General features: G+C 61.5%; 22 protein-coding genes. 9 read left to right on the forward strand and 13 right to left on the reverse strand.

The window, feature by feature from the left end:
* The first annotated feature begins 78 nt into the window (after positions 1-78).
* From choW to RB548_RS13670, 7 genes are all read left to right on the forward strand, one after another.
* Positions 79-924, forward strand: a complete 846-nt coding sequence (choW, locus tag RB548_RS13640; RefSeq protein WP_331371827.1) for a choline ABC transporter permease subunit — start codon at positions 79-81, stop codon at positions 922-924.
* Positions 921-1,970: a choline ABC transporter ATP-binding protein gene (choV, locus tag RB548_RS13645; RefSeq protein ID WP_331371828.1), complete on the forward strand. Its 1,050-nt coding sequence runs from the start codon at positions 921-923 to the stop codon at positions 1,968-1,970. The genes choW and choV overlap by 4 nt, the downstream gene beginning before the upstream one ends.
* A 91-nt stretch (positions 1,971-2,061) precedes the next feature.
* On the forward strand, positions 2,062-2,805 hold the full coding sequence (locus RB548_RS13650) for a HugZ family pyridoxamine 5'-phosphate oxidase (RefSeq protein ID WP_331371829.1): 744 nt from the start codon (positions 2,062-2,064) through the stop codon (positions 2,803-2,805).
* Positions 2,806-2,924: 119 nt separating this feature from the next.
* The gene (locus RB548_RS13655) at positions 2,925-3,266 is read left to right on the forward strand and encodes an ArsR/SmtB family transcription factor (RefSeq protein WP_331371830.1); all 342 of its coding nucleotides are present in this window, start codon (positions 2,925-2,927) and stop codon (positions 3,264-3,266) included.
* A gap of 347 nt (positions 3,267-3,613) precedes the next feature.
* Entirely contained in the window at positions 3,614-4,942 is a 1,329-nt protein-coding gene (locus RB548_RS13660; protein ID WP_331371831.1) for an aspartate aminotransferase family protein, read from the forward strand.
* A gap of 89 nt (positions 4,943-5,031) precedes the next feature.
* Positions 5,032-6,729 carry an adenine deaminase gene (gene ade / locus RB548_RS13665; protein ID WP_331371832.1) on the forward strand — a complete coding sequence of 566 codons (1,698 nt, stop codon included), beginning with the start codon at positions 5,032-5,034 and terminating at the stop codon, positions 6,727-6,729.
* Positions 6,730-6,922: 193 nt separating this feature from the next.
* Positions 6,923-7,708, forward strand: a complete 786-nt coding sequence (locus RB548_RS13670) for a hypothetical protein (protein ID WP_331371833.1) — start codon at positions 6,923-6,925, stop codon at positions 7,706-7,708.
* A gap of 5 nt (positions 7,709-7,713) precedes the next feature.
* Here the strand turns inward: RB548_RS13670 and bglA are convergent, their stop codons facing one another.
* On the reverse strand, positions 7,714-9,375 hold the full coding sequence (gene bglA, locus RB548_RS13675) for a beta-galactosidase BglA (protein WP_331371834.1): 1,662 nt from the start codon (positions 9,373-9,375) through the stop codon (positions 7,714-7,716).
* A 130-nt stretch (positions 9,376-9,505) separates the two neighbouring features.
* Between bglA and RB548_RS13680 the strand changes: the two genes are divergently transcribed.
* On the forward strand, positions 9,506-10,435 hold the full coding sequence (locus RB548_RS13680) for a sugar kinase (protein WP_331371835.1): 930 nt from the start codon (positions 9,506-9,508) through the stop codon (positions 10,433-10,435).
* A gap of 96 nt (positions 10,436-10,531) precedes the next feature.
* Here RB548_RS13680 and der read toward each other — a convergent pair whose 3' ends face one another.
* The 4 genes from der to RB548_RS13700 all read right to left on the reverse strand — a co-directional run bounded on the left by der (position 10,532) and on the right by RB548_RS13700 (position 13,754).
* Positions 10,532-11,965: a ribosome biogenesis GTPase Der gene (gene der / locus RB548_RS13685; protein ID WP_331371836.1), complete on the reverse strand. Its 1,434-nt coding sequence runs from the start codon at positions 11,963-11,965 to the stop codon at positions 10,532-10,534.
* A 117-nt stretch (positions 11,966-12,082) separates the two neighbouring features.
* Positions 12,083-12,751, reverse strand: coding sequence for a tetratricopeptide repeat protein (locus tag RB548_RS13690; protein WP_331371837.1), 669 nt, complete (start codon positions 12,749-12,751; stop codon positions 12,083-12,085).
* Positions 12,752-12,840: 89 nt separating this feature from the next.
* A complete protein-coding gene (locus RB548_RS13695; RefSeq protein ID WP_331371838.1) occupies positions 12,841-13,428 on the reverse strand; it encodes an NnrU family protein in 588 nt (195 codons plus the stop codon).
* Between the two features lie 20 nt (positions 13,429-13,448).
* Entirely contained in the window at positions 13,449-13,754 is a 306-nt protein-coding gene (locus RB548_RS13700) for a hypothetical protein (RefSeq protein ID WP_331371839.1), read from the reverse strand.
* Between RB548_RS13700 and RB548_RS13705 the strand changes: the two genes are divergently transcribed.
* The gene (locus RB548_RS13705) at positions 13,731-14,579 is read left to right on the forward strand and encodes a polysaccharide deacetylase family protein (protein WP_331371840.1); all 849 of its coding nucleotides are present in this window, start codon (positions 13,731-13,733) and stop codon (positions 14,577-14,579) included. The two genes, RB548_RS13700 and RB548_RS13705, sit on opposite strands and share 24 nt — an antisense overlap.
* A 10-nt stretch (positions 14,580-14,589) precedes the next feature.
* Here the strand turns inward: RB548_RS13705 and sbmA are convergent, their stop codons facing one another.
* The 8 genes from sbmA to glpK form a co-directional block, all read right to left on the reverse strand.
* Positions 14,590-15,852, reverse strand: a complete 1,263-nt coding sequence (sbmA, locus tag RB548_RS13710; protein WP_331371841.1) for a peptide antibiotic transporter SbmA — start codon at positions 15,850-15,852, stop codon at positions 14,590-14,592.
* A gap of 166 nt (positions 15,853-16,018) precedes the next feature.
* Positions 16,019-17,314 carry an MFS transporter gene (locus tag RB548_RS13715; RefSeq protein ID WP_408642373.1) on the reverse strand — a complete coding sequence of 432 codons (1,296 nt, stop codon included), beginning with the start codon at positions 17,312-17,314 and terminating at the stop codon, positions 16,019-16,021.
* 121 nt (positions 17,315-17,435) lie between these two features.
* A complete protein-coding gene (gene map, locus RB548_RS13720) occupies positions 17,436-18,185 on the reverse strand; it encodes a type I methionyl aminopeptidase (protein WP_331371842.1) in 750 nt (249 codons plus the stop codon).
* Between the two features lie 68 nt (positions 18,186-18,253).
* Complete coding sequence (locus RB548_RS13725) at positions 18,254-19,312, reverse strand: LLM class flavin-dependent oxidoreductase (protein ID WP_331371843.1); 1,059 nt, start codon at positions 19,310-19,312, stop codon at positions 18,254-18,256.
* Between the two features lie 140 nt (positions 19,313-19,452).
* Positions 19,453-19,674 carry a hypothetical protein gene (locus RB548_RS13730; protein ID WP_331371844.1) on the reverse strand — a complete coding sequence of 74 codons (222 nt, stop codon included), beginning with the start codon at positions 19,672-19,674 and terminating at the stop codon, positions 19,453-19,455.
* A gap of 67 nt (positions 19,675-19,741) precedes the next feature.
* Positions 19,742-20,173, reverse strand: coding sequence for an SRPBCC family protein (locus tag RB548_RS13735; protein ID WP_331371845.1), 432 nt, complete (start codon positions 20,171-20,173; stop codon positions 19,742-19,744).
* Entirely contained in the window at positions 20,170-20,493 is a 324-nt protein-coding gene (locus RB548_RS13740; RefSeq protein ID WP_331371846.1) for an ArsR/SmtB family transcription factor, read from the reverse strand. The genes RB548_RS13735 and RB548_RS13740 overlap by 4 nt, the downstream gene beginning before the upstream one ends.
* Before the next feature lie 345 nt (positions 20,494-20,838).
* Positions 20,839-22,332, reverse strand: a complete 1,494-nt coding sequence (gene glpK / locus RB548_RS13745; protein ID WP_331371847.1) for a glycerol kinase GlpK — start codon at positions 22,330-22,332, stop codon at positions 20,839-20,841.
* Between the last annotated feature and the right edge of the window lie 168 nt (positions 22,333-22,500).

The following is a 22,500-nucleotide window of genomic DNA, read 5'->3' on the forward strand; positions in this document are numbered from 1 at the left end:
AGCGGGCGGGGACTTCCCCGCCTTTTTCACCGCCTCATGCGATCCAGTGTTTGACCCTGACAAGAGGGATCCAATCTCGTGGAATTTCTGACTGAATACCGCATCCCTATCGGGGGCTGGGCCAAAGCGTTCGTCGACTGGCTGACAACCAATTTCGAACTGTTCTTCGATCAGCTCGCAAATTTCCTGTCGGCGGTCGTGGCCGTCCTTCTCTACATCCTCCAGACACCGCACCCGCTCATTGTTGTTGTCATCGTCACCGCGCTTGCCTGGTGGCTGCGACGCTCGATCGGGATTGCGCTCTTCACCTGTCTCGGGCTGCTGCTGATCATCAATCAGGGCTATTGGCAGGAGACGACCGAAACGCTGGCCCTGGTGCTCGCGGCGAGCTTCGTCAGCATGGCTGTCGGGGTTCCGCTGGGCATTGCCGCAGCCCGCCGCGCATGGGTCTATTCCGTCATGCGCCCCATTCTCGACCTGATGCAGACGATCCCGACCTTCGTCTATCTTATCCCGGCGCTGATCCTCTTCGGCCTCGGCATGGTGCCGGGGCTGATCGCCACGGTCATCTTCGCGATCCCCGCGCCGATCCGATTGACTCGACTCGGCATCATCTCCACCCCGCCGTCACTGGTCGAGGCAGCCGAGTCCTTCGGCGCAACGCCATGGCAGGTGCTGCGCAAGGTGGAGCTGCCTTTCGCAATGCCGCAGATCATGGCCGGACTTACCCAGACGATCATGCTGTCACTCTCCATGGTCGTCATCGCCGCCCTGGTGGGCGCCGACGGTCTCGGCGTGCCGGTTCTCAGAGCGCTGAACACGGTGAATATCGCCAGAGGTTTCGAATCCGGCCTCTGCATCGTCATTCTCGCCATCGTTCTCGACCGTCTGTTCCGCTCGTCGGATGAAGGAGAAGGCGCATGACGGACGCCGTCGTTTTCAAGAATGTCGACATCATCTTCGGCAAGAGCCCGCAGGCCGCCCTGCAAATGGTCGACCAGGGAAAAAGCCGCGACGAGATCGGTGCCGCCACGGGTCTCGTGCTGGGCGTCGCCGGCGCTTCGCTGACGATCAACGAGGGCGAAATCCTGGTCCTGATGGGCCTCTCCGGTTCCGGTAAGTCGACGCTGCTCAGAGCCGTCAACGGCCTTGCACCCGTGGTACGCGGCAACGTCGAGATCAAGACGGCAAACGGTTCGCTGAACCCCTATCGATGCACCGCGAAGTCGCTGCGCGACTTCCGCATGCACACCGTTTCCATGGTGTTCCAGCAGTTCGCGCTTCTTCCCTGGCGCACCGTCGCCGACAATGTCGGCTTTGGTCTCGAGCTCGCAGGCATGCCTGAGGCAGAACGCAAGAAACGCGTCGGCGAGCAGCTCGATCTGGTCAATCTGACGAAGTGGGCGGACAGGAAAGTCAACGAGCTTTCGGGCGGCATGCAGCAGCGCGTCGGCCTTGCCCGCGCCTTTGCGACGGGCGCGCCCATCCTCCTGATGGACGAACCGTTCTCGGCGCTCGATCCGTTGATCCGCACCCGCTTGCAGGATGAATTGCTCGAATTCCAGCGGCGGCTGAAGAAGACGATCATCTTCGTGAGCCACGATCTCGACGAAGCCTTCCGCATCGGCAATCGCATCGCCATCATGGAGGGCGGACGCATCATCCAGTGCGGCACACCGCAGGAGATCGTGAAAAGCCCGGCAAACCAGTACGTCGCCGACTTCGTCCAGCACATGAACCCGATCACCATGCTGATGGCCAAGGACGTCATGCGGACCGGCGTCGAACGAGGCGCGACAATTGCCGGCGTGACGGCGACGGCGAAGCCGACGACTCCCCTCGTCGATATCCTGGACGCAATGTCCCGCCAGCCGGGCAGCATCGGCGTCGTCGACAACGGCTCGGTCGTCGGCACGATCGACGCGCAAAACATTGTCGAAGGCCTGACGCGTCATCGCAACAAAAGTTGACGCAACACGCCGAACGGCCAATAAAGCCCGGAGCAACCGCTTCGGGCTTTTTTTGTGTTCGGGGTGACGAGCGGCGAAAGGAAGACCAGCCATGAGCGAAAAACCCAACGTTCTGCGCGAAACCGACGATGAGGCCCGCAAGCTCGCCCGGATATTGCTTCGTTCGGCGAAAAGCGGCTCGCTCGCTGCGATCGAGCCGGAAAGCGGCGGCTTTCCCTTCGTCAGCCGTGTGCTGATCGGTATCGACATCGATGGCGCGCCGGTCGTTCTCGTCTCGCGCTTGGCAACCCATACACAGGCGCTGCTTACCGACCGGCGGGCGTCGCTCCTGACCGGCGAATCCGGCAAGGGCGATCCCCTCGCCCACCCGCGCCTGACCGTTCAATGCGATGCTGAAGAGGTTCCGCGTGCTTCCGAGGCCCACGGCCGCATTCGCGCGCGGTTCGTCCGCCGCCATCCCAAGGCCAAGCTCTATGTCGACTTTCCCGATTTCGGTTTCTTCCGCCTGAACCCATTAAGGGCAAGCCTCAACGGGGGCTTTGGGCGCGCCTACGCACTGACGGCCGAAGATCTCGCGATCGCCTCACCGGCGGCCGCCGAACTCGCCGAAATGGAGGACGGCGCGATCGAACATATGAATGCCGACCATGGCGACGCCGTGAATCACTACGCGACCGTCCATTGCCGCGCGCCGGAAGGGGACTGGAAGATCGTCGGCATCGACGCGGCCGGCCTTGATCTCTTCGATGGCGAGCGGTTGAAACGCCTCGAATTCGAGGCGCCGCTCCGCGGGACGGCGGAATTGCGGCCGCTTCTGAAAAAACTTTACGGTTAATCGGTGCTTAGCTACCCCCATTTTTCGCAGTGGGTGGTTGCCCTTTTATGCATCACGTCTAATTATCGTGCTTCACCAATCATAACTACGTGTGATGTAATTTTCGCATGGAGCACGCAATGCAGCCCCTTCCGCCTGAAAAACACGAGGAAGCCGAAATAGCAGCCGGTTTCCTTTCGGCCATGGCAAATCCTAAGCGCCTTCTCATCCTTGACTCTCTCATCAAGGAAGAGTTGGCGGTCGGCGCATTGGCCAACAAGGTCGGGCTGAGCCAGTCGGCTCTTTCCCAGCACCTTTCGAAATTGCGCGCCCAGAATCTGGTAAGCACCCGTCGTGACGCCCAGACGATTTATTATTCGAGTTCCTCTGACGCGGTCATGAAGATCTTGGGCGCCCTCACGGAAATCTACGGCGAAGACAATGCCGTGGCAGAAAAAGTCCTCGTCCGCAAATCGGCGTAATCTCCCAATACGTCCATCATGCCGGACGCCTTACGAAGCCCCCCACGAGCAATCGCGCGGGGCTTTTGTTTTTTGGCGAGCCAAGAAGTTGACGGCGTCGTGCTCTCGAAAAACTTGCTGCAGGGACGCAAGCGCCAAAGGCTTGACGCTATCCCGCGCGCTGATAGTTTGACCAAAGGGTAAAAGAATCCGACCTACAGCGCCGCGTCCTAGCAGCCGCGCAAGGACGCTGTAGCACTTTGAATTGCTGCATGTTTTGGTACTTAAATCGGCTACGATTTAAGGAAACATGCAGCAACCAGCCACTCGCACCGCCAGCAGTCAGAATTCGCCGAGGAGAACAGGACATGTCGAACCGATTGAATACAACGCCGATCGATTTGCGCGCCTTCTGGATGCCGTTCACCGCCAACCGGCAATTCAAGAAGGAGCCGCGGCTCTTCGTCGGCGCCAAGGACATGTACTACACGACCCACGACGGCCGCACCGTGCTTGACGGCACGGCTGGCCTCTGGTGCGTCAATGCGGGTCATTGCCGGCCGAAAATCACCGAAGCGATCCGCGAACAGGCGGGCGAACTCGACTATGCGCCGGCTTTCCAGCTCGGCCATCCGAAAGCCTTCGAGCTGGCAAACCGGCTGGTGGACATCGCGCCTGAAGGGATGAATCATGTCCTCTACACGAACTCGGGCTCGGAATCGGTCGACACCGCGCTGAAGGTCGCGCTTGCCTATCATCGCGCCAAGGGAAATGGCTCCCGCTTCCGGCTGATCGGCCGCGAGCGCGGCTATCACGGCGTCAACTTCGGCGGCATCTCGGTCGGCGGCATCGTCGCCAACCGCAAGATGTTCGGCACGCTTTTGACCGGCGTCGATCACCTGCCGCACACCCATCTTCCGGCAAAGAATGCTTTCACTCGCGGAGAACCGGAGCATGGCGCCGATCTGGCGACCGAACTGGAGCGGATCGTCACGCTGCATGACGCCTCCACCATCGCCGCCGTCATCGTCGAGCCCGTTGCCGGCTCCACCGGCGTGCTCATCCCGCCGAAGGGCTATCTCCAGAAACTGCGCGAGATCTGTACCAAGCACGGCATCCTCCTGATCTTCGACGAGGTCATCACCGGGTTCGGCCGCCTCGGCACGCCCTTTGCCGCGCAGTATTTCGACGTGAAGCCTGACATCATCACGACCGCGAAAGGCATCACCAACGGCGTGATCCCGATGGGCGCCGTCTTCGTGACGTCGGAGATCCACGACGCCTTCATGACCGGTCCGGAACATCTGATCGAGTTCTTCCACGGCTACACCTATTCCGGCAACCCGATCGCATCTGCCGCCGCGCTTGGCACGCTCGATACCTACAAGGAGGAAGGCCTGCTCACCCGCGCCGCCGAACTCGCGTCCTATTGGGAAGAGGCTCTGCATTCGCTCAAGGACTGCCCGCATGTCATCGACATCCGCAACATCGGACTGATCGGCGCGATCGAACTGGAACCGATCGCCGGAGAGCCGACGAAGCGGGCATTCTCCGCCTTCCTGAAGGCCTATGAGAAGGGCCTGCTTATCCGCACGACCGGCGACATCATCGCGTTGTCGCCGCCGCTGATCATCCAGAAACAGCAGATCGACGAATTGTTCGACAAGCTGCGGGACGTCCTGAAGAACAACATCTGAGCTTTCGATATCACGCTTTCTCAGGCCCTTTCCCCGCACGCGGGGAGAGGGTTATTGTTATGGATCAGCACAGAACGCGGAGCGCGCGCATGTCCGAGATGTTGGAACGTATCATCGATCAGGGCGTGGGCCGCGTCCCGGCCGACATCGTGCTCAAGGGCGGACGTTTCTTCGATCTCGTCACCGGTGAACTCGTTGCTTCCGACATCGCCATTTGCGCCGATCGCATCGTTGGCACCTACGGCGATTATCACGGACACGAGGAAATCGACATCACCGGCCGCGTTGTCGTTCCGGGTTTCATCGATACGCATCTGCATATTGAATCCTCGCTCGTCACCCCGCATGAATTCGACCGCTGCGTCCTCCCCCTTGGCATCACGACGGTGATCTGCGATCCGCACGAGATCGCCAACGTCCTTGGCACCGAGGGCATCCAGTTCTTCCTCGATTCGGCAACGGAAACGATCATGGACATCCGCGTCCAACTTTCGTCCTGCGTGCCGGCAACCCATCTCGAGACGGCCGGCGCCGACCTGCCGATCGAACGCCTCGTGCCCTTCCGCCACCACCCGAAGGTGATCGGGCTCGCCGAGTTCATGAATTTCCCCGGCGTCGTTCACAAGGACCCTGTTTGCCTGGCCAAGCTGGACGCGTTCCAGGGCGGTCACATCGACGGCCATGCACCGCTTCTCTCCGGCAAGGAGCTGAACGGCTATCTTGCCACCGGCATCCGCACCGATCACGAATGCACGACCGCGGACGAGGCGCTCGAAAAGATCCGCAAGGGCATGCACATCCTCGTGCGCGAGGGTTCCGTCTCGAAGGACTTGCATGCCCTGATGCCGATCATCACCGAGCGGCTGTCGCCCTACCTTGCGCTCTGCACCGACGACCGCAATCCGCTCGATATCGCCGAACAGGGGCACCTTGATCACATGATCCGCACCGCGATCGCGGCTGGCGTCGAGCCTCTGGCGATCTATCGCGCTGCCTCGATTTCCGCCGCCCGCGCTTTCGGCCTCAGGGACCGCGGCCTTGTCGCGCCCGGCTGGCGCGCCGACCTCGTCGTGATCGACAGCCTGGAGAACTGCAAGGCCGATCTCGTGTTTTCCGCCGGGAGACGGGTAACGGATGCGCTGTTCGCGACGCGCAAGCCGGTCGAGCCGGTCGGGCTCGACAGCGTCAAGGCTGGCCAGGTTAAAGCCGCCGATTTTGCGGTTCCCTATGCGGAAAGCCAGACTTCGGTGATCGGCGTTGTGCCCGGCAAGATCATCACCGAACACCGGCGCTTCCACCTGCCCGCCGAAGGAAACCAGACTGGCATCGACCTCGGGCGGGACATCATCAAAGTGGCCGTCATCGAACGCCATGGCGTCAATGGCAATCACGCCAACGGCTTCGTCCAGGGCTTCGGCCTGAAGAAAGGCGCGATCGCCTCGACCGTCGGCCACGACAGCCACAATATCTGCGTCGTCGGCGTCAACGAGGAGGACATGGCGCTCGCCGCAAACCGGCTCGGCGAGATCAAGGGTGGTTTCGTCGTCGTCGACGACGGCAAGGTCACAGGTGAAATTGCGCTGCCGGTCGCCGGCCTGATGAGCGTCGAACCCCATGAGCGGGTCCGCGACATCCTGCATCACCTGCGCCACGCCGCCTTTGCACTCGGCGCAACGCTCGAGGAGCCCTTCCTGCAGCTTGCTTTCCTGCCGCTTCCGGTAATACCGCATTTGAAAATTTCGGATCGCGGGTTGGTCGACGTGGATCAGTTCGCGCTGATCGGGTGAGCCTACTGCATGTTTCCTTAAATCGTACCCGATTTAAGGAAACATGCAGTAACTCAAAGCGCTACAGCGTCCTTTGCGCGTCTGAAAGACGCGCGGCGCTGTAAGGTCTATTGCGACTTGAAGGCCGAACGATCGTCCGGATTTTAACGAACGCGCTAAACGACACTTTATGTCTTTCCGGCATAACGCTGTCATGGAAAACGTCGAAACTACGCTCACGTCTAGTCAGCCAAGCCGCGCATACCGCGCTTTTCCAACCTTTGGGCCATATTTGCTTCTGCACATTGTGCCTTGGCTGCTACTGGCGACGGTACTTCGGACCTGTGCAAAGGCGATGCCCGACGGGCTCATCCTCTTGGGGATGATATTGGTCCAGTTTGCGGTCTTCATCGCCTTCCTTCTCGCCAGCCAGAAGATGATCGAACTGGCAAATGGCTGGACGTCGCTTTCACAACTTACGTTCAGGGAACAGGTGATTTTCGGCTGGCGCGTGATCTGGCGGCTCTTGTTGCTTTTCTTGCTTGCCGTTTGCACTGCCAACTTTACCGGCGTCGACAGATTCGCCGCAGCTCAGCTCTGGCTTGGTTTTGACGGCATCGTATTCCCCTGGCGACAGGGCCTGCTGCAGCTGTGGATCGCGATCGTTTCGATGATCACGTTCATGCTTGTGGTCGAAAGGGGGTTGGATCGCCCACCCAGGTTCGTCGGTATTCTGCGTGAAATCAGACATCACGGTCGCCATCTTTCGCGGGCGGTCGTCCATATCTGCGCATTTTTGGTGATTACGACCTTTTTGCAGGCACAGATCGCAATATTTCTGTCGCCGCTATTTGACAGTGCCGCATACAGCCGTGTGCAGTTTCTCTTGTATACCGGATTTATACTCCTGTTCTCTTACATTCGACTTTGGGGAATTATCGCGATCCTGACCTATTCTCTGCGTGCATCGTATCGACTGAGGACAGCGCCGATTCCATGACGCTCCTACACCAGCTTGGAAGACCGCGATGCCAACCGACCGCAGAACGCATCCAGTGCGTCCAACTGGATTTCACCGTTGTCGAACGTCGCCGCGAACCCCGGCATCGGTAACACCTCGCTGACCTCCTCTGGCGGATAAAGACTTTGTCGCTCCCGCGTGAGATTGAAAGCGAACAGCAGTCGTTCCCCATCCTTCTCCCTCGTGAAGGTCAGGATGTCCTGGTTGAAGGTGAGAAACGCCATGTCGCCGTCGAGAAGCGGCGCCTGTGTCCGGCGAAAATCGAGGGTCCGGCGATAATGCTCCAGCACCGATCCCGGAACGCCCTCCTGCGCGTCAACCGCAAGCAACCGCTGTTCGTCACGGACCGGCAGCCAGGGCGTCCCGAGGGAGAAGCCCGCATTGGGCAATTCCTGTTCCCATACCATCGGCGTGCGGCATCCGTCGCGGCCCTTGAAGGCCGGCCAGAAGCGGATGCCGTAGGGGTCGCGCAGCTCCTCGAAGGCAAGTTCCGCCTCCGGCAATCCCAGTTCCTCGCCCTGGTAAAGGCAGATCGACCCGCGCAACGCGGCAAGCAGGGAAATCGCGAGCTTCGCCACCTGCTCCCGCTCGGCCTCATTGCGTGCGAACCGGCTGACATGGCGGATCACATCGTGGTTCGAAAAGGCCCAGCAAACCCAGCCGTCGGCGACCACCGCCCGAAACTTTTCCACGCAGCGGCGGATATGCCCTGCCGTGAATTCCGGCCCGAGAAAATCGAAGGTGTAGCACATGTGCAGCTTGTCGCGGCCGCCTGTATAGGCGGCGACGGTGCTCAGTGAACGGGCGCCGTCGCCCACTTCGCCGACGGTTGCACGACTGCTGTATCCATCGAGCATCGCCCGCAATCTGCGAAGGAAGCCGACGTTCTCCGGCTGTGTCTTGTCGTAGAGGTGATCCTGCATGCCATAAGGGTTGACATCCGGCGCATCGTGGCTCGTTGCGTCCGGATCTGGAACGAGCGGCGGATTGTCCCTGAGGTGCCGGTCGTGGAAGTAGTAGTTGGCGGTATCGAGCCGGAAGCCGTCGACGCCGCGATCGAGCCAGAAGCGGACGGTCGAGAGCACGGCCTCCTGGACCTCCGGATTGTGGAAGTTGAGGTCCGGCTGCGACGACAGGAAATTGTGCATGTAGTACTGCTTGCGCACGCCGTCCCATTCCCAGGCCGGGCCGCCGAAGATCGAAAGCCAGTTGTTCGGCGCCGTGCCATCGGGCTTCGGATCCGCCCAGACATACCAGTCGGCCTTGGAATTGGTCCTGCTCGACCGGCTCTCGATGAACCACGGATGGCGATCCGAGCTGTGCGAAATCACCTGATCGATGATCACCTTCAGGCCGAGGCGATGCGCCTCTGCGAGCATGGCGTCGAAATCGGCAAGGGTGCCGAACATCGGGTCGACGTCGCAATAGTCGGAGACATCATAGCCCATGTCGGCCTGCGGTGACCTGAAGAAGGGCGACAGCCAGATCGCATCGACACCGAGCGAGGCGATATGGGGAAGCCGCCCGGTGACGCCACGAAGGTCGCCGATGCCGTCGCCGTCGGTATCCTGAAAGGAGCGCGGGTAGACCTGATAGATCACCGCGCCGCGCCACCAGTTGTCCGCTGATCTCGATGCTATCGCCATCGGCAAATCTCCTCGTTTCGGCCGTCTCCAAGCAGATGTATCTTTGGGAGTTCTTCGAGTAAACGATGATGGTGATATTCGCTCGCAGCGCAATCGTCTTGCGGGCGGAGTCCTGAAAATGGAGGAGCATATGGCCGGCACACTGCTTTCGATCGGCGAGTGCATGGTCGAACTGATGCAGGCGGAAGGTGGGATGCTTCGCAAGGGCTATGCCGGCGACACGTTCAACACCGCCTACTATGCCCGCCTGTTCCTGCCGTCGGACTGGAGCGTCGACTATCTCACCGCCGTCGGCACCGATGTCGTCTCGGCCGAAATGCTGGCCTTCATCGAAAGCAACGGCATAGGCACCGCCCATATCTGCAGGAACGAGGACCGCATCCCTGGCCTCTACATGATCCACCTGAAGGACGGCGAGCGCAGTTTCTCCTATTGGCGCTCCGCCTCGGCCGCCAAATTGCTTGCCGACGATCCGGATCGGCTACGGGCGGCGATCGAGATGGCGGATGTCCTCTTCTTCTCCGGGATCACGCTTGCAATCCTGTCGTCGCACGCTGTCGAGACTTTGCTGTCGGAGTTGCGCCGCGCGCGAGCAAGCGGGAAACGAGTCGTCTTCGATCCGAATATCCGTCCGCGCCTCTGGGAGCACATGGCGCGGATGCGCGCGGTGCTGGAAGCCGGCGCGCGGGCGGCCAACATGGTTCTGCCAAGCTTTGACGACGAGGCGACCCATTTCGGCGACAATACAGTTTCGGCGACTATCGATCGCTATCGGGCACTCGGTGTCGAAGATATCGCAGTCAAGGACGGCGCAAACGGCGTAACCGTGGACCTCGTCGGCAAGGAGCGCATTCATGTTCCCGCCGCGCCGGTGCCGGTCGTGGTCGATACAACCAGCGCTGGCGACAGCTTCAACGGTGCGTTCCTCGGCCGCCTTGCGGCGGGCGACAGCCACGCCGACGCGGCGGCATTCGCCGTTCGCATCGCGGCTGCCGTGATCAGTCATCACGGAGCATTGATCGCGCGGGACAAGTTGCCGGCAACAACCGCCGGCCCCTGATGCATGTTTCCTTAAATCGTCGCCGACCTAAGGATCAAAACATGCAGCAGTGCTACAGCATCCTTTGCGCGCCTGATACGGCGCGCGGCGCTGTAATCAGCGCTTCTTGCGTGCCTTCGATTCGTAAGGATTATCCGAAGCGCGGAAATGCACGCGGATCGGCACGCCCGGCAGGTCGAAGTCGTTGCGAAGCCCGTTGATCAGATAGCGGGTATAGGATTCCGGCAGGGCCTCGGGACGCGTGCACGAGATCATGAAGCCCGGCGGACGGGCCTTTACCTGAGTCATGTATTTGAGCTTGAGGCGGCGCCCGGAAACGGCCGGCGGCGGATGTTGCACCTGCTGCGATTCGAGCCAGCGATTAAGCCGCGCCGTCGAGATGCGCCGGTTCCAGACCTTGTCGGTGTCGATGATCGCCTGCATCAGTCGGTCGAGGCCATAGCCCGTATGGCCGGAAATCGGCACCGCGCGGATGCCGCGCGCCTGCGGCAAGAGACGCTCGGTCTTTTCACGAAGGTCGGCCAGCACTGCCTGCCAATCCTCGACAAGATCCCATTTGTTGAAAGCGAGCACGGCCGCGCGTCCCTCGCGCAGGACCAGATCGACGATCTGCAGATCCTGCTTCTCGAAGGGGATGGTGGCGTCGAAGACGACAACGACGGTCTCGGCAAAGCGGATCGCCCTCAGCGCATCGGCGACCGAGAGCTTCTCGAGCTTTTCCTGGACCTTGGCCTTGCGACGCATGCCGGCGGTGTCGAACATCTTGATCGTGCGGCCGCGCCAATGCCACTCGACCGAGATCGAATCGCGGGTGATGCCGGCCTCGGGTCCGGTCAGCAACCGGTCTTCGCCGAGGAAACGGTTGATCAGCGTCGACTTGCCGGCATTCGGCCGGCCGACGATCGCCACGCGCAGCGGCTTCGTCTCGTCATAGGCGGGCTCGGCATCCTCATCCTCAGCCCCCTCGCCCGAAGCGCTCGGGCGGATGTCGACATCGGTCACCGCCACGTCTTCCTTCGGCGGAAAGGCCCTCGCCTCGCCGAGCGCGGCGACAATGGCGTCGCGCAGGTCGAGCATGCCCTCGCCGTGTTCGGCCGAAATCGGGCAAGGATCGCCGAGGCCGAGCGTGAAGGCGTCGTAAAAGCCGCCGTCGGAACCGCGCGCCTCCGCCTTGTTGGCGACGACGATGACGGGCTTGCCGCGACGGCGCAGCATGTCCGCGAGCGTTTCGTCCGCCGGGGTCAATCCCGCCTTGGCATCGATCACGAACAGCGAAAGATCGGCCTCGTCGATCGCCGCCTCGGTCTGCGCCCACATCCGCCCTTGCAGGCTATCTGGCGCCGATTGCTCGAGCCCCGCGGTATCGATGATGCGAAACTTGAGGTCGACGAGCTTCGCGTCGCCCGGGCGCCGGTCGCGGGTCACGCCCGGCGTATCGTCGACAAGCGCCAGCTTCTTGCCAACCAGGCGGTTGAACAAGGTGGACTTGCCGACATTGGGGCGCCCGACGATGGCGACGGTAAAGCTCATCTCAAAAATCCGTTTCCGCTCTTAATGCATGTCGCCCAAAAGTGTGCAGCGGTTTTGGGGCAACGACATGCACAAAAACAAAGACCTAAAGGGCGTCGCATATATATGCGACGCGCTTCAGGCTTTTCCGCTCGCAGCGATCACGTCAAGCATCATCTGCGCACGGCCCATGACCCCGCGCGGGCTCTCGGTGTCGTCGGTGATCTGCTGGAACCAGCTTTTCGCCTTGGCGAAGTCGCCCGCCTTGTAGGCCGAAAGCCCAAGCGCTTCCCGGGCGGAATGGCGCATCGTGTTTTGGGGAACGGCCAGTTGTTCGACCTCCGACGACACCTGCTCATAGGTTCCGTGGTCGACGAGCAGATAGGCGGCGCGCAGGCGTGCCGCGTCGCGCAGCGCCGGCGGAATGCGCGTATCGTTGCCGATTTCGGAGAAGGCAGTGATCGCCGCGTCAGTCTCGCCCTTCTGCGCCTCAAGGGTCGCAGACCGCAGCCGGGCCAGCACCGGATAGGAGCCGTAGCCGTCCTTTTCCAAAGCCGTCAGCGCCGCAAGAGCCTCGTCCGACTTGTTTTCCCGCGCGAGATTGAGCGCCGCGAGGAAGGCGTCGCCCGATTGCGAGGAGGATGTTTCCTGCCAATAGTCGTAACCGACCTTGCCGACGGTGCCGAGAACGATCAAGGCGGCGAGTGCGACAATCAGCCCGCCGAAGCGCGTCCAGATGGCTTTCATCTGGTCCGAACGGAGTTCTTCATTGACCTCGCGGATAAAGCTGTCGTCTTGGTTCGCCATGTCCCTGTGTTCCGGCTGCCCGGCCTTCATGCTGAGTATTTTGCGCCTTCTACCCGATTTTGCGCCGCTTGTAAGGGGGAGAAGATCATTTAGCCGATGGCGATGGGTGCTACGCCGATCACCAGTTCGTGCAGTTTCCAGACAATCGCGGCAAAGAGCGCGGCGCCGATGACGATCGCCGCGACATCGTAGCTATAGGAACCAACGGTGGGATAGCTGATCTCGCCGGCGCGCCAGCGCTTCTTCATGGAAATGCGGAGAACGACACCCCACGCGAGGAATGCGCCGAAGAGCAGGACCGACGAGGTCTCGCCATTGGCGAGCAAATGGGCAAGCGCCCAGATCTTGATGGCGAGAATGGCCGGATGCTTCGTCGCGACGCGGATCTTGCCAGCCGGCAGGAAGGCGGCGACGAGACAGATGCAAGCGATCAGCATCAGCGTGAGGGCGATATGGGTGAGAAAGACCGGCGGCGTATAGAGGATGCCGGTGGTCGCGCGCGCCTGGTCGAAACCGAAGGCGATGAGTCCGAGGCCAACGACCGCCGAAATGCCGTGGATCGCATGCCAGGCTCCGACGCCGTTCCGCTCGATCACCGCCTTGCGCACGCCCGGTGCGAAGCTTCGAACGAGATGGATGCCGAAGAAGATTACAATGCCCAGAATGAGAAGCGCCATGTTTCACCCGCCGCAATTATTCATTTGTTTACCAACGCATAGCGATATCGATCGCGAATTTCCAGATGGATCAAAGGATTGCCGCATTCCTGCAGAAGGGACGGCACGAACAATTCCTTTACTGATTCTCCCGAGATGCCTCCGGAATGACGCGCCAGATCCTTGCTCTCTCCCTTTGCCTTTTTCCCGCCCTCGCCATTGCCGAGCCGCTGCCGGCGCCAGAGGCCAAAGCGAACAAACAGCTCGTCATCGTCTCCTTCGACGGCGCCCATGACAACGCGCTGTGGGAGAAAAGCCTCGCCATGGCAAAGCGCAGCGGCGCCCACTTCACCTATTTCCTCTCCTGCACCTTCCTGATGACCAAGGCGGACGGCAAGCAGATCTACAAGGCACCGGGCCAAAAGGCGGGACGCTCCAACGTCGGCTTCGCGCAAAGCCGCGAGGAGATCGCGACGCGGGCGGGCCATGTCTGGCAGGCCCATATCGATGGACACGATATCGGCAGCCATGCCTGCGGCCATTTCGACGGCAAGGGTTGGAGCGAAGCCGATTGGCAGCGGGAATTCATGGCCTTCCGCGAGGCATTGATCAACGCCTGGAAGAAGGCCGACAAGGCGGGGGCCGAACCGCAAGGCTGGGCGGAGTTTGCGAGAAACGATGTCAGGGGCTTCCGCGCGCCCTACCTCTCGTTGAGCGACGGCCTGCTGCCCGCGTTGAAGACATTCGGCTTCACCTATGACGCAAGCCTCGTGACCAAGGGACCCGGCTGGCCGTCGGCTGAGGACGGGTTGCCGCGTTTCGGCTTGCCCCTCATTCCCGAAGGCCCGTCGCATCGGCCGGTAATCGGCATGGACTACAATCTCTTCATCCGCCATTCGATGGGCGTAGAGAACAAGAAGAACAGCGCGGCCTTCGAAGAACGCACAATTGCGGCCTATCGCGAGGCGTTCCGCAAGGAATACGACGGCGGCCGTGTTCCGCTTCAGCTCGGCTTCCATTTCGTCGAGATGAATGGCGGCGCCTATTGGCGCGCGCTTGACCGCTTCCTGACAGAGACCTGCGGCAAGCCGGATGTCGCCTGCGTCAGCTATGCCGAGGCGCTTCCCCTCATCGAGCGCGCAAGAAAGAAGGCGGATCGCTCCGCCTTCTGATTGCCACCTCTCACAGGGCCAGCTCTTCCTTGCCGCCAGCCTCGATGAACTGCTGGTCGATCTCTGGCAGCGGCGCTTCATCGAGGATCGACTCGAAGGCGCGCAGGCGCTTGTAGATCGAGAGCAACTCGACGATCGTCGGCCAGGAGTTGACGAGATACTGGAACGAAGACGTCACCTGGCCGAACGCACCGGAAATCTGATTCAGCGCGCCGAGCGAAATTCGGCCAGCGATGATCGACGGCGCCAGGATCAGCAGCGAGAAGATGTTGTTGATCTGCAGATAGAAGATGCGGGCGATATTGAAATAGAGATAGTGGAAGTAAAGCCGGAAATAGTTCCGGCGGACATTGTCGAACAGATCGGCGACCGTCGGCGGCTGGGCGCGATCGGCGTGATCCTCGCCGTAGACGAGTTCCTTGCGGTAGGCGGCTTCCACCCGCTGATTGCGGAATTCCAGCCCCGGCAGTTTGATGCCGACGAGCGCCAGGAACACGGTGCCGAACAGCGACCAGAGCACTGCGGCCGTTACCAGCGGATAGGGAATGATGCCGACAATCGGCAGCTCGGTGACGTTGGCGGACAGCCGGATCAGCACCGGCGTGAACGCGATCAGCGTCATGACGCTGTCGATCAGGCTGACGCCAAGCCCCTCGACAGTGGTCGAGAAACGCATTGTATCTTCCTGAACGCGCTGCGAAGCACCTTCGATGTGGCGAAGCTTGCCCCAGTTTGCCATGTAGTATTCGTTCATGGCCGTGCGCCAGCGGAAGATGTAGTGGCTGACGAAGAAGCGCGTCATGACCGCGACGGCTACGGCGACCATCGCAATCGCGAGGAATGTGCCGATCTCCCCGTAGAACTGCTCGGCCGTCACCACGGCCGACTTGGAAACCGCTGCCTGCACCAGATCCCAGAACGGGCCGTACCAGTTATTGATCGCGACACTGACCTGGACCTGAAAATAGGTAACGAAAAGGATCAGAGCCGAGCCCAGGATAGACCAGGTCTGCCAGCGATGCGGCGAATAGACATACCAGAATGCCGTGAAAAGCCCGACGACGATGCCGAAGTAGATATAAAACCACAGGAAAGCCGGCGACCAAAACGCGGAAATGCCGACGATCGGCGGCGCGTCAACCGCCAACGGAGGAAGGCCGAACGCGGCGCCCAGGCTTTCGCCCCAGCCGTACCAGAAGGCAATGGCTAACAGCGACCAGGCGATGACGGAAATGAAGAACTGCTTCGGCGTGGGGAAAAAGGATTGGAACAAGGCGTGGCACTCTCGGTTCTGGGGAAGGACAATGACTTGCCCCCTGATGTGCCGAAACTAGGGCAATTCGCCCTAGGCAACAATTAGGTAATGTGAATGTTACTGTTATTTCATCAAGCTGCGCTTGTTCACAATTTCTGTAATTCAACCGAATAGCCGCGAAATATCAGTGCGACAGGGCGGGGCTGATCTTGCGGAGTTCAAATACGACCACGATCCCGCAGCAAAACAGAACGACGGCGGCGACGAGTGTCGGCAAGGTAAAATCGCCGGTCCGTTCGGCAAGCCACCCCGCAACCAGCGGCCCGATGACCTGGCCGATGCCGAAGGCTGCCGTCATGAAGGCAAGCGCCCGGCGCGGACTTTCCGGCGCAAGCCGCCGGCCGATCTGCAGACCATAGGCCGTGATCATCATGAAGGTGGCGCCGAGCATCAAGCCGCCCACGATCGGCGCAAAGGGCAAGGGCAACGAGACGGTCAGCACGAGCCCCGCAGCCTCGACCAGCAGACCGATGGCGTAGACGCCCGAAAGCCCGAAACGCGGGACGGCGAAGCGCCAGAGATACACCGAGACCGCAGCGCTTGCACCCGTCAGTAACCAGGCAAGAAATTCAACGCTGTGGCCGCCGCTCGCATCGCGGGCCATGGCGACCAGAAAGGTGGCGGTGATCACATAGCCGAAGCCGAAGAAGCCGTAGGTAAGGGTCATGACCGTGAGCGGCCGCGTCCAGGCCAAAGGCCTTTCGGGCGCACCGCCACTTGCGGCGAGGTGTCCGCGCGGCAGCAGTGCGGCCACGACAACGGTGCCCACAAGCGCGACGAGCGCACCGGTGAACCAGTCCGCTTGCGACGTGGAGAAGCCGGCAGCTGCAAGCGGCGCAGCCCATACACAAATCGAGGAAAGGGCGATACCAAACCCGACGCCGCCGAAATGCACCGACGGTACGTGCTCCGATCTGGCGCGCAGCCCCTCTCCGAGCACGATCCCCGAGACGAAGATCATCGCGAACGCGCTGGCAAGGCCGGCGAGGAAACGAATGACGGAGTAAGCGAGCACAGAGGACGTCAGTCCCATGGCGGCGAGCAACAGCGTAGTCGCCACGAGCGCGACAAGGCCGATCCACCGCTCGCGGCCATGCGCCCAGCCATAGGCGGCGAGCACGGCGCCGGCGAGATAGCCAACAAAGTTCGCCGAGGCGATCAGCCCGGCGTCTCGCGGCGAGAGTCCCGCATCCGCCATCATCGCCGGCAGGATCGGCGTGTAGGAAAAACGGCCGAAGCCCATGGCGACCGCCATGGCGATGGCACCGGCGATGGCCGTTGCCGCTAGATTGCCTCTTGGGGCGGGATGCGCAAAGGACGCCGGCTCGTTGTCGCCGCGGTGCTTTACCTCATGAAGGCCGGCACCGGCTTGCTTGGAAGGGGCGCGATCGCGGTCCTCGAGTTTGTGGAGCGTGCTCATGGTCTTCTTATTGCACCGCAGCAAGAAGACGACAAATGACAATAATTGAACGTCCCGTTGACGGAATCGAACGATCCCTACTGCATTTGTCCCTAAATCGGAGACGATTTAAGGGGGCGCGTCACCCTGGCAAGGTCACGACCAACGGTCCGCCGCGCGTGACGACGATGGTATGTTCATACTGCACCGTCGGGGCGCGCGGCTCGCTGTAGAGCGTCCAGTCGTCGTCCCCGCCTTCCGCCCAGTGGGCGCCCATCGACAGGAACGGCTCGACGGTGAAAACCATGCCGTCGGTCATTTGCCGCCGCTCGGACCGGTCAGGCCAGGTGGCGATCTCGCCCGGCTCCTCGTGCAGCGAGCGGCCGATGCCGTGGCTCGCGAGGTTGGTGACGAGCGAATAGCGGTTCTTGCGGGCGAAGTCGCCGATGGCATTGCCGATCGCCGCCAGGGATTGACCCGGGCGGACCTGCTTCAGCCCGACCCACATGGCGCGCTTGCCGTCGCGGCAAAGCCTGTCGATTGCTGCGGTCACCGGCGGCACCGGAAACGAAGCCCCAGTGTCGGCAAAGATACCGTCCTTCTCCGCCGAAACGTCGATATTGACGAGATCGCCGGCGCGGATCACGCGGGCGCCGGGGATGCCGTGGGCGATTTCCTCGTTGACGCTGATGCAGGTCGCGCCGGGGAACTGATAGCAAAGCTCCGGCGCCGAGCGTGCGCCCGCATCCTCCAGCACCTTGCGGCCGATCGCGTCGAGTTCGGCCGTGGTGATGCCGGGTTCGAGGGCCTCGGCCATGGCCTGCAATGCATTGGCGCAGACGCGGCCGATTTCCTTCAGCCGCTCAAGATCTTCGTCGTTGTTGAGGGTCATGGTGTCTCGCTTTCCGCGGCCACATGTAGCGCGCCGGCGCGGCATATGCCAGTGCCGACAGTGAACGGTCAGGCGCCGGCAGGATGCGATCCGCGTTCCTCCGCCAGCATCTCCCGGACCAGCGGCGCGACCTTGGTGCCGTAAAGCTCGATGCCGCGCATGATCTGGTCGTGCGGCATCAGGCCGATCGCCATCTGCAGGAGGAAGCGATCATTGCGGAAGAGTTTTTGATGCGCGACGATCTTTTGCGCCACGGTCTCGGGAGCGCCGAGGAAAAGATTGCCGGTCGGGCTGCGCGCCTGGTCGAAGTGGGCGCGGTTCGTCGCTCCCCAGCCGCGTTCACGGCCGATCCGGTTCATCACCTCCGCCTGCGGTCCGTAGAACTGGTCAGCCGCCTTCTCCGTCGTGTCGGCGATGAAACCGTGAACGTTGATGCTCATCTTCAGCTTTGCCGGGTCCTGGCCCGCGCGGCGCGCCGCTTCGCGATAAAGCTCGAAGAGCGGTGCAAAGCGGCGAGGCTCGCCGCCGATGATCGCAAGCGCCATCGGCAAGCCGAGTGCGCCGGCGCGCGCCACTGACTGCGGTGTGCCGCCGACGGCAATCCAGAGCGGCAGCGAATCCTGCAGCGGACGCGGATAGACACCACGGTCGTCGATCGACGGACGCATGTCTCCCGACCAGGTGACCTTTTCGCTCTCCCGGATCGCGAGCAGCAGGTCCAGCTTTTCGGAGAAAAGCTGGTCGTAGTCGTCGAGCGACTGGCCGAAGAGCGGGAAGGACTCGATGAAGGAGCCGCGGCCCGCCATGATCTCGGCGCGGCCGTTGGAGAGAAGGTCGAGCGTCGAAAACTGCTGGAAGACCCGCACCGGATCGTCCGAGCTCAGCACCGTCACGGCGCTGCTCAAGCGGATCCTGCTGGTGCGTGAGGCCGCAGCCGCCAGGATCACGGCTGGCGCAGAAGCCGCATAATCCGGCCGGTGATGCTCGCCGAGGCCAAAAACATCGAGCCCGACCTGGTCGGCAAGCTCTATTTCCTCTAGGAGGTTAGCGAGACGTCGCCGTCCTTCGGCACCCTTGTCGATCGCATTGGGATCCACGTCCGCGAATGTGTAAAGCCCGAGTTCCATGATGCCTTCCTGTTTCTGTTCGCACAGAAATAGTTGGCATCCCTCCAAGCCGCAAATGGCCGTTCGGGAAACGCATCGTTTCTAATTGCCGCCGCTGTGGAGCCGGGGGACGGCCGGGCCAGGAGGCCGGCGCGTCGTGCTCACTTCATTGCGTCAGCGGCTCGACCACCACCCCGCTTCGCAACATACGGCAGCGTGAACATGTAGAGGCCGGTGAACAGCAGCAAGAAGAGCGGGAGCAGTGGGGAATAAACCACCCAGGCAGGAGGCTCCCCCAGTGCCATGGCGACGAAGTTAGCGATCACAGTCGCCGTGAAGGCGATTGACAACCAGCGGTGGATTTGCCGAATCCACGTGTTCATTGAATCCTCCCATTAAGGCAGTGAATCGGGGACGTGATTGGCCCATTTTTGGACGGTGCCGGCGGATTCAATCCATCTGCGCCAAGACGCGCTCCAGATTGGCAAAGAACTGCTCCCATCCCGCTTTGGCGCCCCCGTAGGCCTGCCGCTGTTGCGGCCGGAAACCCGATTGCTCCATGCGCAGCTGGGTCCCTGTGCTCGTCGGCGTGAGCGTGAAAGTCACCACACTCTTCAAATCGAAGGCCGCATCGTCATGGGCGAAATTCCAAGTGTAGGTCAGCTTTTTGTTCGGCTCGACGGCTAGGACCTCGCAATCCAATACGCCGCCCCAGTCTCCGCGAAGATTGAAACGGTGACCCACAACAGGTTTGAAATCGTTCTTCGTCAGCCACTCCTCGACCAGGTGTGGCTGGGTGAGCGCACGCCAGATCTTTTCCGGCGGATGAGGGATCTCGCGTTCGACCACGACGGAGCGCGTTTCGGGCGACGTTTCGTTCATTGATCCATCCTTTTCAGTAAGTCTTCTAGGTCGTCGAAGCGGCTTTGCCAGAACCCGGCCATCTGACTTGTCCAATCGACCAGCGGGGCAAGCGCGCCGAGCTGGGCGCTGTAGTACGTGTGGCGACCTTCGTGGCGGTCGCGCACCAAGCCCGCCTGCTTCAGGACGACGAGATGCTTTGAGACGACCGGTTGCGAAACCCCGGCCCGCGCCGTCAGTGCTCCGACTGTCCTTTCCCCCTCGCGGCACAATCGCTCAAAGAGCGCTCGCCGAGTCGGATCGGCAAGCGTTTTGAAGAGCACGTCGTGAGCGTTCGACATTTGGATCGATACCCTGTTGGCTATTGATATACATATAGCCATCGAGCTATGCGTGAGTCAAGTCGCACGGGCGGACGTGACGATCCTCGATAGAGCGGCTCGCCGCCTACAGACTGGCGATACCGAGGCTTGGCACGAGGCATCCGTCCCGCGCAGCGCCCCCCGCGAGTTCGGATTGCGCAGGCAGACCATGGGCATTATTCCCATACCATTGGCGATGCATCGCACATTGACGTTATCAAGGCAGTGGATGTTCGCAGCAGCGCTTGATTGCTGCGACCCGCAGTGACTGCGTTATGCGTTTTGTAAGCAGGCCTGGCAAAACCGCAGGCGGAACGCTGCCACTTAAGCCGCGATCAATGTCCTCTTGACCGCGCTGCGCCAGCCCTTGAGCTTCCCCTTGCGTGTGGCCTCGTCCATTTTCGGTTCGAAGCGCCGGTCACGCGCCCAGGATCTCGCGAACTCCTCCTGGCTTGGCCAGATGCCGGCTCGGCTTCCGGCAAGCCAGGCGACACCGAGCGCCGTCGTCTCGAGAATGACGGGACGATCAACCGGCGCGTCGAGCAGATCGGAGAGGCGCTGCATCGTCCAGTCGGAGGCGACCATGCCGCCGTCGACGCGCAGCACCGTATCCTTGCCGCCGTTGCGCCAGTCCTTGTGCATGGCCTCGAGCAGATCGCGGGTCTGGTAGCAGACAGCTTCAAGCGCCGCCCGGGCAAACTCCGCCGGTCCCGTGTTGCGGGTCATGCCGAAAATCGCGCCGCGCGCATCTGGATCCCAATGCGGCGCGCCGAGGCCGGTAAAGGCCGGAACGAGATAGACCTCCTGCGAGGGATCGGCGCTCTCGGCAAGCGTGCCGGTGTCCGGGGCCGCCTTGATCACCTTGAGGCCATCGCGCAGCCATTGTACGGCTGCTCCGGCAACGAAGATCGAACCCTCTAGTGCGTAGGTGGTTTCACCATTGAGGCGATAGGCGATGGTGGTGAGCAGGCGGTTTTTCGAATGGACGATGTCCTTGCCGGTGTTGAGCAGTGCGAAGCAGCCGGTGCCGTAGGTTGACTTCAGCATGCCGGGCTTGAAGCAGGCCTGGCCGATCGTTGCCGCTTGCTGGTCACCTGCAACGCCGAGGATCGGGATCGCCGCTCCGAAGAGCGCCGCATCGGCCACGCCGAAGTCGGCGGCGCAATCCTTGACCTCCGGCAGCATCGCCCGCGGAACGCGCAGAATATCGAGCAGTTCGTTGTCCCAGACATTGTCGGCGATGTTGTAGAGGAGCGTGCGCGATGCGTTGGTCGCATCCGTCGCGAAAGACTTGCCGCCGGTAAGCCGCCAGATGAGGAAGGTGTCGATTGTGCCGAAGCAAAGCTCGCCCTTTGCTGCGCGCGCATGCGCCCCTTTCACGTTCGAAAGCAGCCAGTTGAGCTTCGTGCCGGAGAAATAGGGGTCGAGCAACAGGCCGGTCTTTTTCGCAAAGGTCTTTTCCAGTCCCTTCTTCTTCAGCTTTTCACAGAAGGGCGCCGTGCGGCGATCCTGCCAGACGATCGCGTTGTGGATCGGCTTGCCGGTCTCGCGCTCCCATACCACCACCGTCTCGCGCTGGTTCGTGATGCCGATTGCGGCGATCTCACTGGCGGAGATACCGGCCTTCTCGATCGCTTCCTTGACGGTGAAGAGGACCGTTTGCCAGATTTCCTCCGGGTCGTGCTCGACCCAGCCCGACTTCGGGAAATGTTGTTTGAACTCCTTCTGGCCGACGCCGGCGATCTTCTGCTTGCGGTCGAAAACGATCGCCCGGCTCGATGTCGTGCCCTGATCGATCGCGAGAATATATTCGCCCATGCGCCCCTCCCCGGCCTTACTTTGACGTCGCGCTTTCCTCAACGACGACATTCGAAAACTTCAATATGATGGAAAAACGAATGTCAAACGAAAATGAACCGCAATACCGTCGCTCCTCCAAACGGCGCCAAATCTGCGTCGGCAATCCAAAAAACACAATTGTCACTC

It is taken from the genome of Sinorhizobium chiapasense (assembly GCF_036488675.1).
Taxonomy (GTDB): Bacteria; Pseudomonadota; Alphaproteobacteria; order Rhizobiales; family Rhizobiaceae; genus Sinorhizobium; species Sinorhizobium chiapasense.

Bases quoted from the DNA above. Each gene is read 5' to 3' on its own strand.
- choV (WP_331371828.1), top strand. From the start codon at position 921: ATGACGGACGCCGTCGTTTTCAAGAATGTCGACATCATCTTCGGCAAG.
- RB548_RS13650 (WP_331371829.1), top strand. From the start codon at position 2,062: ATGAGCGAAAAACCCAACGTTCTGCGCGAAACCGACGATGAGGCCCGC.
- RB548_RS13655 (WP_331371830.1), top strand. From the start codon at position 2,925: ATGCAGCCCCTTCCGCCTGAAAAACACGAGGAAGCCGAAATAGCAGCC.
- RB548_RS13660 (WP_331371831.1), top strand. From the start codon at position 3,614: ATGTCGAACCGATTGAATACAACGCCGATCGATTTGCGCGCCTTCTGG.
- ade (WP_331371832.1), top strand. From the start codon at position 5,032: ATGTCCGAGATGTTGGAACGTATCATCGATCAGGGCGTGGGCCGCGTC.
- RB548_RS13670 (WP_331371833.1), top strand. From the start codon at position 6,923: ATGGAAAACGTCGAAACTACGCTCACGTCTAGTCAGCCAAGCCGCGCA.
- bglA (WP_331371834.1), bottom strand. From the start codon at position 9,375: ATGGCGATAGCATCGAGATCAGCGGACAACTGGTGGCGCGGCGCGGTG.
- RB548_RS13680 (WP_331371835.1), top strand. From the start codon at position 9,506: ATGGCCGGCACACTGCTTTCGATCGGCGAGTGCATGGTCGAACTGATG.
- der (WP_331371836.1), bottom strand. From the start codon at position 11,965: ATGAGCTTTACCGTCGCCATCGTCGGGCGCCCCAATGTCGGCAAGTCC.
- RB548_RS13690 (WP_331371837.1), bottom strand. From the start codon at position 12,751: ATGGCGAACCAAGACGACAGCTTTATCCGCGAGGTCAATGAAGAACTC.
- RB548_RS13695 (WP_331371838.1), bottom strand. From the start codon at position 13,428: ATGGCGCTTCTCATTCTGGGCATTGTAATCTTCTTCGGCATCCATCTC.
- RB548_RS13705 (WP_331371840.1), top strand. From the start codon at position 13,731: ATGGCAAAGCGCAGCGGCGCCCACTTCACCTATTTCCTCTCCTGCACC.
- RB548_RS13715 (WP_408642373.1), bottom strand. From the start codon at position 17,314: ATGAGCACGCTCCACAAACTCGAGGACCGCGATCGCGCCCCTTCCAAG.
- map (WP_331371842.1), bottom strand. From the start codon at position 18,185: ATGACCCTCAACAACGACGAAGATCTTGAGCGGCTGAAGGAAATCGGC.
- RB548_RS13725 (WP_331371843.1), bottom strand. From the start codon at position 19,312: ATGGAACTCGGGCTTTACACATTCGCGGACGTGGATCCCAATGCGATC.
- RB548_RS13730 (WP_331371844.1), bottom strand. From the start codon at position 19,674: ATGAACACGTGGATTCGGCAAATCCACCGCTGGTTGTCAATCGCCTTC.
- RB548_RS13735 (WP_331371845.1), bottom strand. From the start codon at position 20,173: ATGAACGAAACGTCGCCCGAAACGCGCTCCGTCGTGGTCGAACGCGAG.
- RB548_RS13740 (WP_331371846.1), bottom strand. From the start codon at position 20,493: ATGTCGAACGCTCACGACGTGCTCTTCAAAACGCTTGCCGATCCGACT.
- glpK (WP_331371847.1), bottom strand. From the start codon at position 22,332: ATGGGCGAATATATTCTCGCGATCGATCAGGGCACGACATCGAGCCGG.